Annotated in this window: 11 protein-coding genes and 1 pseudogene; 3 read left to right on the top strand and 9 right to left on the bottom strand. The window is 53.0% G+C overall.

Going from position 1 to position 11,860, the window contains the following annotated elements:
* Positions 1–17: 17 nt before the first annotated feature.
* The 3 genes from ACR0AL_RS14535 to ACR0AL_RS14525 form a co-directional block, all read right to left on the bottom strand.
* Positions 18–665, bottom strand: a complete 648-nt coding sequence (locus ACR0AL_RS14535; RefSeq protein ID WP_480663530.1) for a response regulator — start codon at positions 663–665, stop codon at positions 18–20.
* Positions 662–2,065 carry a sensor histidine kinase gene (locus ACR0AL_RS14530; RefSeq protein ID WP_480663528.1) on the bottom strand — a complete coding sequence of 468 codons (1,404 nt, stop codon included), beginning with the start codon at positions 2,063–2,065 and terminating at the stop codon, positions 662–664. Before ACR0AL_RS14530 ends, ACR0AL_RS14535 begins: the two co-directional genes overlap by 4 nt.
* A gap of 103 nt (positions 2,066–2,168) precedes the next feature.
* Complete coding sequence (locus ACR0AL_RS14525) at positions 2,169–2,567, bottom strand: MerR family transcriptional regulator (protein ID WP_170351305.1); 399 nt, start codon at positions 2,565–2,567, stop codon at positions 2,169–2,171.
* A gap of 99 nt (positions 2,568–2,666) precedes the next feature.
* Here ACR0AL_RS14525 and ACR0AL_RS14520 point away from each other — a divergent pair, with 99 nt between their 5' ends.
* Positions 2,667–2,990, top strand: a complete 324-nt coding sequence (locus ACR0AL_RS14520; protein ID WP_170351304.1) for a hypothetical protein — start codon at positions 2,667–2,669, stop codon at positions 2,988–2,990.
* A gap of 4 nt (positions 2,991–2,994) precedes the next feature.
* Positions 2,995–3,177: pseudogene (locus tag ACR0AL_RS14515) on the top strand (GDCCVxC domain-containing (seleno)protein); the annotation flags it as partial.
* Positions 3,178–3,189: 12 nt separating this feature from the next.
* Here ACR0AL_RS14515 and ACR0AL_RS14510 read toward each other — a convergent pair.
* The 5 genes from ACR0AL_RS14510 to ACR0AL_RS14490 form a co-directional block, all read right to left on the bottom strand.
* A complete protein-coding gene (locus ACR0AL_RS14510) occupies positions 3,190–3,603 on the bottom strand; it encodes a hypothetical protein (RefSeq protein WP_480663636.1) in 414 nt (137 codons plus the stop codon).
* A gap of 49 nt (positions 3,604–3,652) precedes the next feature.
* Positions 3,653–5,452: an ATP-binding protein gene (locus tag ACR0AL_RS14505; RefSeq protein WP_480663526.1), complete on the bottom strand. Its 1,800-nt coding sequence runs from the start codon at positions 5,450–5,452 to the stop codon at positions 3,653–3,655.
* Between the two features lies 1 nt (position 5,453).
* Positions 5,454–6,569, bottom strand: coding sequence for a hypothetical protein (locus tag ACR0AL_RS14500; protein ID WP_480663524.1), 1,116 nt, complete (start codon positions 6,567–6,569; stop codon positions 5,454–5,456).
* Positions 6,570–6,993: 424 nt separating this feature from the next.
* Entirely contained in the window at positions 6,994–9,411 is a 2,418-nt protein-coding gene (gene gyrB, locus ACR0AL_RS14495; RefSeq protein ID WP_170351934.1) for a DNA topoisomerase (ATP-hydrolyzing) subunit B, read from the bottom strand.
* Positions 9,412–9,513: 102 nt separating this feature from the next.
* Entirely contained in the window at positions 9,514–10,086 is a 573-nt protein-coding gene (locus ACR0AL_RS14490; RefSeq protein ID WP_170351933.1) for a TetR/AcrR family transcriptional regulator, read from the bottom strand.
* 100 nt (positions 10,087–10,186) lie between these two features.
* On the opposite strand from ACR0AL_RS14490, the gene ACR0AL_RS14485 reads away from it, so the two are divergent.
* On the top strand, positions 10,187–10,753 hold the full coding sequence (locus ACR0AL_RS14485; protein WP_170351932.1) for a carboxymuconolactone decarboxylase family protein: 567 nt from the start codon (positions 10,187–10,189) through the stop codon (positions 10,751–10,753).
* Here ACR0AL_RS14485 and recF read toward each other — a convergent pair.
* Positions 10,750–11,847, bottom strand: coding sequence for a DNA replication/repair protein RecF (gene recF, locus ACR0AL_RS14480; protein ID WP_480663521.1), 1,098 nt, complete (start codon positions 11,845–11,847; stop codon positions 10,750–10,752). The genes ACR0AL_RS14485 and recF overlap by 4 nt on opposite strands.
* Between the last annotated feature and the right edge of the window lie 13 nt (positions 11,848–11,860).

Here is an 11,860-nt window from a genome sequence, read left to right as displayed (position 1 = left end):
CTTCAAAGAGACCGCAGTTAATCTCCCTTGTTCCAAACATCATGGGCAATGAGCGCGGCCTCTACCCGATTTCGCGCATGAAGCTTCGACAGGATTGCCGTCATGTAGTGCTTCACGGTCTTTTCCTGAAGGTCTAACTCGTCAGCGATTTCCCGATTACTCAGCCCTTTGGCCACACGCCTCAGAATTTCTTCTTCACGATGCGTAAGGTCATCGAGAATGCTGCTGCTAACAGACATGCCGGTGCCAGCGTTGATTTGAAGCAATACCCGCGAGGCCAAGCCTGGAGATACGAATCCTTCACCTGCGGCGATGCTGCGTAAGGAAGCGGTTAGTTCGCTCGCGGTTACTCCCTTCACAATGTACCCAATCGCGCCCGCCTCCAAGGCGTCCGCGACATCGCTGCTGTTTTCTGAAACCGTCAAGATTGCAATGACGGGCGGATTTGCCATTGCCGCAATTCTACGTGTCGCGCTAATCCCGCCACCGGGCATCGAGAGGTCAAGAATGGCTATGTCCGGCTGATGCGTGCCGACCAGCGACACTACCTCTTCAGCGTTGGACCCAGCGGCCAAAACTTCGAAACCATCTGCTTCATTTAACGTGCGTTGTAAACCATCCCTAAATATCGGGTGATCATCAGCTATTACGACAGATGTAGTCATGATGTGCCTAACCTTCTGGGAAAGAGTGTCATAGAAATGGTCGTGCCCTCACCCGGTCTCGATGCGACTTCGAACCTGCCGCCAATACTCTCGACCCGATCCCGTAAGCCCATAAGCCCCTGGCCACCATCATCTCGCAACGTGGTTTCTTCTGACCTGTCAAACCCAGGTCCGTCATCTTTGACCTTCACAACTATGCAATCGTGCTGCGCCTCTGAGATAACAGTGCACTTGGAAGCCGGAGCATATCTCGCGGCATTGGAAAGCGTCTCCTGAAGGAACCGAAAAATGCACAGCTTGCCGGACAATGACAACTCCGGAGCCTGAATACCTTGGAACGAAACATCGGGTCGCAACGGGCTGTGCTCCGAGTGATCTTCTACGGCTCTCTTCACAACATCGACGAGCGACAGGCTGTCGATATCTGGCGCGGACAGCCCTCGCGATATTGCACGAATTTCAGCCAGAGACTTTTGCAAAGACTGCTGAATTTCCTCTGCCTCTTTAGGCCTTTCGGCCTCTTGGGAAAACGCCGCCTCCAGTCTTAGTGCCGCGAGCGACAGGTACTGCGCAGGACCGTCATGTAGCTCGGCACCGAGTTTCTTGAGGAACCGATCTGTTTGCGTGGCATATCTTTCTGACGCGTCGACTACACGCGACCGCAGCCGGGCATTCTGCTCGGCCATCCTCTCACTTTCTGTCAGGCGCTGTTTAAGAAGAGTCCCCTGTCGTCGAATTGTTTTGTCACCAATTGCGACGATGGAATACAAAACAATAGTACTTGCCAGAAATGCGGAACCGACGACCAACCAACTTGTTCGCCTGGCCTTGGCTAAGTCTAACTCAAGCTGATCAGCTCTTTCGTAGAACTCCGCAACTGCGATGATTTCGCCGGACCAGAGTTCGCGGATGGGGCTGTAAACTTCAAGCAGTGGTATCCCCAATGACGCCTCGGCGGCGCTTTCGGCATGATCAAGCTCTTCGAAAGAGCCGGAGATGTCACCGCTCCACGCCCGCCTTAAGTCATCCGTTGGATTGAAACGGTTTCCAATGATGTCTGTATCCGAGGCGTGGGCAATCACACCACCTTGTTTCCAGAATTTGTAAGAGACAATGCGGTCACGCATTGGCTGGGTCATGAATATCTCGTCCAGCGCCAGGCTCGCCTGCTCAGAAAGGCGGTCGCCATGAGCCAATTCCTGGCTGAGCGGGGATACTACGCTTTCCATATATAGAGCCGCAGAGTTGGCGGAGTTTTGCACGACTGCGTTCTGGATTCGATTTGACACCCAGACCCCGACGATTGCGGTAGCAGTACCCATCACGAAAATGCTGGCCGCAAGAAAGACTCGCGACAACGACCAATTTCCAATCGTCAGGTCAGTTACTTTGGCTCTCATCGTGAAATCGACTATGAACTACAATCTGTTATCGCACCACGGACCTTGGTCTGACGTGATCTGGCTAAATCTCGGATACTGAGCTTCTGCCCAGTGGCCGGAGTCAGATATCATCCATCGTTCTCAGTCTTTGCAGCATCGGGCAGTGAACGTTACCGCTATCACAATTGGCCGTAAGCTCACTCAAGGCGTGCTCCAGTTGTCTGAGCTCATCAATCTTGCTTCGAACGCTGGCAATGTGTGCCTCGGCCAATTCTTTCACTGACCGGCAATCTTCAGCACTTCCTTCTGACAGCTCTAAAAGCACCTTTGCGTCAGATAGAGGAAACCCCAGGTCGCGGCACTTCTTCAAAAATCGAAGTCTTCCCACATCGTTTGCTGAATAGAGGCGACGATTGTTCAGAGCTCGTGCGGGTCCTGGTACGATACCTTCGCGTTCGTAGTAGCGGATAGTTTCTATGCCGACCCCGCTTTGCCGGGAAGCCTCACCAATCGCAATCATGTGAAGTGCCTCCACTTGATCCTGTAGTTACTACAGGAGTTATACGCTCTGAATGCCGGTGCCTCAACACAATCAAATAGAGTACCTCGGGAGCAAAAGATGAAGAAATATTTGAGCCTCAGCTACTTGGGATCGGTTTCAGCTCTGGGGGTCGCGACATGCTGTGTTCTTCCAATGGCCATGATGTTGCTCGGCTTGGGTGGCAGTTGGTTGGCGATATTCGGAAAAATAGCGGCAGCAAGCTACTATGTTCTCGCCATCTCAACAGCGCTGGTCGCGGTTTCGTTGTTCGTAGCGCATCGAAACGGGACGTTGGCAAATCTGAAATGGTGGCTTGTCGGAAGCACGGCGACTACCGCGTTGGCATGGGTCATCGTGTTCAATGAGGCTCAAATCAACGATTATCTAATCATGCAGATGTGAGACAATGACAAAACAAACTGTGGTGCTGAATAGCATTTTGACCTGCCCTCGGTGTGGGCACGTTGAAACCGAGAAAATGCCAACTGAATCGTGCCAGTGGTTTTATGAATGCAAGTCATGCAAGGCAGTCTTGAAACCGTTAGAAGGCGATTGCTGTGTTTTTTGTTCCTACGCAACTGTCCCGTGCCCGCCAATTCAGTTATACAAAGACGTGGCGGATAACACCTCCGCGCTTACAAGCAAAATCAGGAGCTATAGATATCGACTTCCGGTCATCAACACGGATTTCTCTAGGTCCAAAATCCACGAACTCGGATTCAGCTAGATTCAAGTGTTTATCGACGAATTTAAGCAGGCCAGTCTTCGCCGCTGCCTCGCCATTTCCTTCAAGGTTTCCTAGATGGGTCATTGCTTGAGCGAAACTGGCTCCCTTCAACACATGTTGAACCACTCGATAGAAATCATCATAGTTCCAGCGCCCGCCATCAGCCGCTTCATAGTCCGCAATCTTTCTAGCAATTCGATCTTTGCTTGACGGGGTAGAGGGCGCATAAATCCTTGGGTTGAATAGGACCAAACCCCTTAGAAAGTCTGTCTTTGGCTTTGTTGGCACCAATTTCTCCTATCAAATAATCCACTTATGCATCGATGCAAAAACGGTTTTAAACTAAGCCATTCGCGCCACCCCACAGCTCGGCGAGGTTCACATCGCTGCTATCCGGTTCTTGCTCTTTCGGTAGCTTGTCAATTTGCATCAGCATCGGGATATCGAAGCTGGTTCCGGTGACCACGCAGGCTCCTTGCGGTAGCGTGGGTATCTGTCCACGAGAAAGTTGATCCAACGTAGATATTGTGTTTTCCAAGAGTGCAAGGTCTCTGTCATTCACAAGGCGATGGATGAAATAATTGTGCAGTTGTGAGACGACGGTTGGCGAGATGTCAGCAGGTCTTTGGCTCGCAAGGGTTAGGAATATACCAAACTTTCGGCCCTCTTTGATAATCTCTTCGAACAGTTCTAGGCGGTAGTCTTTCCAACTCTCTGCTTCACGATTTGACTGCTGCGAGAGAATATTATGCGCTTCATCGATAACTAGATGGAGGGTAGTTGAAGGTGGGCTTGTAACAACGTCTTTATGCTGTTCATAGAAGTGCTTCGCAATAAGAATAGGTAATATCTTCTTCACGTCCTGCTTGCACTCACGCAAGGAAATGACAGTAACGGGCTTATTAATAGCATCATCATGTTCCCCAACAGAAATAACTCTTGAAAACTCTTCCTTCAGGGAGTCAACTCTCCGCAGAAGCGGTTGAATGTGCTCGTATTGTGCCGAGCCAGACAAAACGTCTCGAATTATTTGCAAGCCTGCGCGGATTTGCAATTCAGAGAATCCGGAGAGGCCAGATAGGTCAAGTGCACTAATTAGGGGTTCGAAATGTTGATTAAAATGCGTGTCATTATCTAAGTAGAACCAGTTGCCCCCAACTATTACGTGAAAACTGTGCGCGTTGGCGGTACTCCTCAAGCCCGTATTGCCAACAAGTAAAGCAAGGTCATCAGCATCAGGAAGGTTCCTAACAAGCGCTTTGACTTGTTCGAGCGCTTCAACGCTAGGATCAGTCGAACGCAGAACTCGCGTGATAGTAGACTGAGCATAGCGCGTCAAACTGTTCGGTACGTTCGCGAAGGTCTTGCGACCGGAGATCACTCGCCGCAAAAATGGTTTCTGAGTATTCGCAGTGGCTTGGAAAAGAATGCCAAGCGTTTCAGCATCCCAAAACTCATCATCGAGGATCGAAAAACGATCCCCTTGGGAATTGCGAGTCGTTAACCGAACAACCTTCTTGTGATCAGCTCCGACAAGTTGCCCACTAGTATATTCACCATTGAAGTCTAGGAACACGAACTTGCTTGTATTCCCGATGCTCTGGAGCTTGTTTTCAAAAAGCACGGTGTACAGCTTCGTCAACGTGTTCGACTTTCCACTTCCAGTATTGCCGAAAATACCCAGATGCGAATTGAAAAGCTTTTGCCAGGGAAGGGAAACCGGCAAGTCTTCCTTTAAGAGTTTACCAATTACATATCCATCGGGAGATTTGCTCTCAAAGATGCTGCCTACTTGCTGCTCGGACAAAAGACGAGCAATATCACCAATCTTGGGTAGGTATTTTATCCCGTCTTTAAACTCATTATCCTCAAAGTACCCGATAGGTCTCAGCTTTAACCTTCGTGTGAAAAGTTTCTCGTTAGCTTCAACTTCGTAATGCCGTTCGTCCAAGTATTCACCTTCGACGATGCAGGCAATCTCGCGAAAACCATGCGATACACATACGAACTCCCGAATTGAAATACCCTTGAATTTCTTACCTTTGTAGAAGTGCGTCTCATGGTTAGAATTCTCATAAGCTCTTACCGAAATTTCGACCCCAATAACCGCGACAACTTCTCCGATTTGGATGCTCATGCTAGGTACTCGACGGCTTTGTTGTGAATACTTCGTCGTTGAATGCGGTGAAGTCGAGAAATCCCTCTACCCTAATCAACTCAACGTTCGGGAAGCCGAGGAACTTTTGCTCCATCGAGACTTTCTCGACGTCGTCGAAACAGCAAATGTACATAAATAGAGACGGGTTCGAAAGTGAACGCTTTACGAGGTTCAAGATGTGCTCATCCGCAAATGAGAACCCAAATGCGACGAAAACGGTGTCCGGCTTTTCGAGCTCATAGCTTAGCAACCGCAACATCTGGTAGTAGTGCTCTTCGAAAACAGTCTCGTGGAACTTCCATTTCGTTGGGTTCACAATTGGAAGTGTCTTGTACGCATTTTGAAACGCAGAGTTTTCAGTGGACGTTACGTCGGCAGGGGGTTCGAGATCTTCATCCGTTTTGGTCTTGTCCAACAAATAGTCAAAAAAGTCTTGTTCCTCTCGTAGAGGAACGTCCTCAATCCGCTTTCTGGCGCGACCCCGATCATAAGACACCTCGATTTTGTCGCCATCTTTATACCAGTATACGCTGCCATGAAGTTCGATCAGGTTGATCTGAGGAACGCTCTTTGAATGGCGGTCAAAAACACCTTGGTCTTGAAAATATCTTCCAAAATTCCGTGCATTCAGAGTGCGCTTAACAAATCCGTCGGTGCCATCATTCAGGTGGAAGTCATACGAGCCACGCCTCAAAAGAGACTCGGCCGTGTGAGCAACCATTCCGTCGTAGTTAGTGGTGAAAATGTTAACTCGCTTCTTGTGACTCTTCTTGCTGAGAATTATCAAAATCGTCTCGATAAACTGGCGGTAGTTTTCGATTGCCTTGTTTTGATCTGCGGTATTCAGGGCTACAAATTCATGATCGTACTCGGCAGCGGGAAGAATGACTTCACGGACATACCAAGAGAACAGATGCGCCTGGAAATCTGCATTCCCTTCGAACTTGGTTGCCAATGTCTCAACTGTGTGAGCTTTGTCTGATCCGCTCTGTTTGACTTGTAGAGCAAGAGTTGGCAGCAAGCCAAAAGAAGCCCCAGAACCAAGTAAAAAATTTAAGTTCTTCTCGTAAATCTCTGACTTATTGATCTTTGACAAATTGAATCGTCCTTTAGTTGTATGGAGAGAACACAACATTTTTTTGAGAGGAATGCACGCGCTTTGGGCCAACGAAGTTGACTGAGCTGAAGAATGGTACAGGCAGCCTGCTACAGAGGTCTACGCGACCACAGAACGACCAAAGCCAATTTTCGGGTATCGCACAGACTTTAATACAGACGTTGCGCTCGCCACCAAGTCGGGAGTTGAAAAGTCTTGTTTGCGGATGTCTGCTTTCGAATTGAAGCGGCTATCAGAAAATCTTCACCGGAACTGCGTCCTTGGCGCGAATTCAGCCCATAAATAGACCCGCAGATATAGGACCTCTAACTCCAAAAAAATGAAGGTTATAGCGCCCAAGGTTTTGGGCCAAAGATGCAAAGCTATGGGCGAAATGCAAAGCTATGGGCGCACCTACAGAGACTTAGAAATCCAGATTCTCGACGCTCAGTGCGTTTTGTTGGATGAATTCACGGCGCGGCTCTACCACGTCGCCCATCAGCTTGGTGAACAGGTCATCTGCCTCGACCATATCGTCCACCCGCACTTGAAGCAGAGTCCGTGCGTCCGGGTCCAGCGTGGTTTCCCATAGCTGGTCGGGGTTCATCTCTCCCAACCCTTTGTAGCGTTGCAGCGATAGACCCTTTTCACCCTCTTCCAGAATGGCGCGCAACAAGTCCAGCGGGCCGTGGATCATCTGGCTACGGTCGCGACGGATGAGGGTGGCGGGGGTGTTGTAGATCTCTTGTAGGCTTTGGGTAAAGCTGCCGGTTTTGCGGGCCTCGCCCGAGCGCAGCATGGGGCCGTCCAGCGTGCGGACCTCTTCAACACCGCGCAGGATACGGGCCAGACGGATGCCGTGATCCTGCGTGATCCGACCTTGCCAGCCGCGTTCGTATTCCAGCGCAATCAGGTCCAAACGGGCGGCAACTTTGTCGGCCACACCCTGCAGGTCAGCATCTACGGCACCCGGCACAAAGGCACCGGCAACGGCGGCCTGTTCCAGAATGTGGCGCGGATAATGGGTCGGGAATGCGTCCAATACGCGTTTCAATTGACGCGCCTCATCGACCACACGGGTCAAGTCCTGTCCGATGATCTCTTCACCCGAGCCCAGTTTCAGCACGGCCCCTTCAACGCCCTGATTGATCAAGTAGTCATCCAGAGCGGCTTGGTCTTTCAGGTAAACCTCTGATTTACCGCGTGAAACTTTGTAAAGCGGCGGCTGCGCAATATAGAGGTATCCGCCTTCGATCAGTTCCGGCATCTGCCGATAGAAGAAGGTCAGCAGCAGCGTCCGGATATGCGCGCCGTCAACATCCGCATCGGTCATGATGACGATCTTGTGGTAGCGCAGCTTTTCGATGTTGAACTCATCGCGGCCAATACCGGTGCCCAGCGCCATGACAAGGTTGCCGATTTCTTGCGAAGACAGCATCCGGTCAAACCGCGCCCGTTCCACGTTCAGGATTTTCCCGCGCAACGGCAACACCGCTTGGGTCAGACGATCCCGACCTGTTTGAGCTGATCCGCCAGCCGAGTCCCCCTCGACTAGGAAAACTTCGGTCTTTGATGGGTCCTTCTCGGAGCAGTCCTTCAGCTTGCCGGCTAGGTAATTCACGTCCATCGCCGTTTTGCGGCGGGTCAGTTCGCGTGCCTTGCGCGCGGCCTCACGCGCCAGAGCAGCCTCGATGATTTTGCCGACAATGGTCTTGGCCTCGTTCGGGTTCTCTTCGAACCACTCTGCCAGCTTTTCGTTCATCAGACCTTCAACCGCTGGGCGCACCTCGGACGACACCAGCTTGTCTTTGGTCTGGGACGAGAACTTCGGATCGGGCACTTTGACGGACAACACACAGGTCAGACCTTCGCGCGCGTCATCGCCGGTAAAGCTGACCTTTTCCTTTTTCGCGATCCCGCTGGATTGCGCATAGTTGTTGATCGTGCGGGTCAACGCACCCCGGAAACCGGCAACATGGGTGCCGCCATCGCGCTGCGGGATGTTGTTGGTGAAGGGCAGGACCGTCTCGTGATAGCTGTCATTCCACCACATAGCGATTTCCACGCCGATATCGTCGCGTTCGCCTTTGATATAAATGGGCTCTGGCATCGCCGCCGATTTCGAGCGGTCCAGATACTTGACGAACTCCTTAACGCCACCCTCATAGAACAGCTCGGTTTCCAACCGTTCCGCCGGGCGCTCGTCGATCAGGATGATGCGCACGCCCGAGTTCAGGAAGGCCAGCTCGCGCAGGCGTTTTTCCAGCGTTTCAAACGAGTATTCCAGATTCGAGAACGTGTCGGTCGAGGCCAGGAACCGCACCTCAGTTCCGGTGCGGTCGCCACACTCCTCGACTACTTTCAGGTGCTCGACCGTTTCGCCGCCTTCGAACCGGGCGACATGCTCTTTGCCATTTCGCCAGACACGCAGTTCCAGCCAATTGGACAGGGCATTCACAACCGAAACGCCCACACCGTGCAGACCGCCCGACACCTTGTACGAGTTGCTGTCGAACTTACCGCCCGCGTGCAGCTGCGTCATGATGACCTCAGCCGCCGAGACACCTTCTTCGGGGTGAATATCCACCGGAATACCACGCCCGTTGTCGCTGACCGAGACGCTGGAATCGGCGTGAATTTTCACTGTCACATGGTCAGCATGACCGGCCAACGCCTCGTCAATACCATTGTCGACAACCTCATAGACCATGTGGTGCAAACCCGAGCCATCGTCCGTGTCGCCGATATACATGCCCGGACGTTTGCGAACCGCCTCTAAGCCTTTGAGAACTTTAATGGAATCAGCACCGTATTCCTGGGGTGCCTGTGCGTCGTCGGACATTCAGTCAGTACCTATATTATTTTGGTAACTTATACGTTTTCTGGTGGGGAATGTCACGCGCTCCCCCAAGATTTTGTGGTTTGGATGACCTTGATTTGCGGATCAAAGCCGATCAAGGTCGGCCGCGATATCTGCGGCAATTTCCGCTGCGTTCACATCATCCCGCTCGGCCGACAATCGCAGGCCCAGAAGGTCGGATTGATACCGCGCGGCAAGACGCTCCGGGTCATGTTCCGAACCGATCTCACCGGCCTTTTGCGCGCGTTGAAACAGGTCTGCAAAACAGGTCTTCATTGCGATCATGTGGGTGCGGGCCTGGCCTGCCAATTCATGGCCGCGCGCCTGCAATTCGGCATAGGTTTTGGACAACATGCAAGCCTTGGTAGGCAACACAGACGCCTCGACCACCAGTCGCGGCTGGGCCTTGAGCGCCTCTAAGGGGCCCAGATCCTGCGCCAAGGCCATCATATTGGCGACGCCATCCTGCGCATAGCGTTCCATTGCCAGCGCATAAAGCGCATCTTTCGAACCAAACGCCGCATAAAAGCTGCCTGGCTTCAACTTCAACTCACGCTCTAGGTCCTTCAACGATGTTCCGGCCCAACCGTGACGCCAGAATATATCTCGGGCCTGAGCGATCAGGGTATCTCGGTCATAGGCAGGTTTGCGGGGCATCATATTCACCAATTCTTGAACGGTTGCTCAAATATATACTTGAGCGACCGCTCAAGAAAGGCTATTTCGGACTCAGCCGCCAGAAAAAAGGAATTCCCAAATGGCCAACTTCCCTTCACACGACCTCGAATCCGCCCCTGAAGGTTCCAAACCATTGCTGGAAAAATCTCAGGCCGCGTTTGGCCGCCTGCCCGGTTTGCACAAAGTGATGGCCGAAAGCCCCCAGCATTTGGAAGGCTATCAGGTGCTGCACCATCTGTTCGTGCAGACAGATTTCGACAATGACGAAAAAACCGTCGTCTGGCAGACCATCAACGTGGAAAACGAATGCCATTACTGCGTGCCAGCGCATACCGGCATTGCCAAGATGATGAAGGTCTCGGACGAGATCACCGAGGCCCTGCGCAACGAAACCCCGCTGCCCAATGCCAAGCTTGAGGCGCTGCGCACGTTCACCCTGCAAATGATGGAAACCCGGGGCAACCCGTCCGAGGAACAGCTGCAGGCGTTCTTTGATGCAGGCTACTCGCACCGCGCTGTATTGGACGTGGTGCTGGGTCTGGCGCAGAAAACCATGTCGAACTACGTCAACCACATGGCACAAACGCCGGTTGACGAGGTCATGCGCGGCTTCCTGTGGGAACGCAAAGTCAGCGAACCCGCCTAAGCGGAAACGACCGAGCCCTCAAGGCCATCACTCACGATCAACGTCTGGGCCCGGTCGCCCAGTTCCGCAAACAGCTCAGGCCCGGTGCCCGTCATCCAGGCCTGAGCGCCCAGCGCGCAAATCTCATTATACAGCGCCGCCCGTCGCCCCGCATCCAGATGGGCGGCCACCTCATCCAGCAACACGATCGGAGGCGCGCCAACCATCCCGGCCAGCGCCCGCGCGTTTGACAGGATCAGCGACACCAACAGCGCCTTTTGCTCTCCGGTCGAGCAATCTTTGGCTGGCACACCTTTGGCGGCAAACACACCATACAGGTCCGACCGATGCGGCCCGACCAATGTGCGCCCTGCAGCCAAATCGCGGAAACGGCTTTCATTCAAGGCCTCGCGCAAATCCTCAGCTGCCTCGGGCATCGCGCCTTCGGTTTGCACCAATTCCAGATCAGCGGACGGAAACGCCGTTTCCGCCTGTTCCTGCGCCCTTCGCAGATGTTCCAACGCGGCCAGCCGCGCGGAGTGTATTCTATGGCCGGTCTCGGCCATCTGCCCTTCGAGCGCTGCATACCAATGGGCATCGCGCACCTGCTCTTTCAGCAGGCGGTTGCGTTCACGCATGGATTTTTCATAGGTCAGCGAGGCCTCGGCATGGGCGGGGTCGAAACTCAGCGCAATCCGATCCAGAAAGCGGCGCCGCCCCTCAGCCCCTTCGATCCACAGCCGGTCCATCGAGGGGATCAGCCAAACCACCCGCGCCAGTTTACCCAGATCTATCTGATTGGACGCTTTGCCATCGATCCGAACCTGCCGCGCCGCGCCACTTTCGGACCAGGTCTCGATCTCGTAATTCCGGCCCTGTGCTTGCATCAGGCCGGACAGCTTCCAGCCCAGCGCCTCAGGTCGCCGGGTCATCTCGGCCGCGCTGGCCCGGCGCATACCGCGACCGGGGGAAAACAGCGACACTGCCTCAAGAATGTTGGTTTTGCCCGCCCCGTTCGGTCCATGTATCGCCACCGGCCGCCCATCCAAGGACAACCGCACTAGCTTGTGGGACCGGAAATGCGAGACCGTAAGTTCGGTCAGGGCCAAACTCATGACCCATCCCTTT

The organism is Ruegeria sp. BB1 (assembly GCF_056539465.1).
The sequence above is the reverse complement of the archived record's forward strand: the minus strand, read 5'-3'. Positions and strand labels throughout refer to the sequence as shown.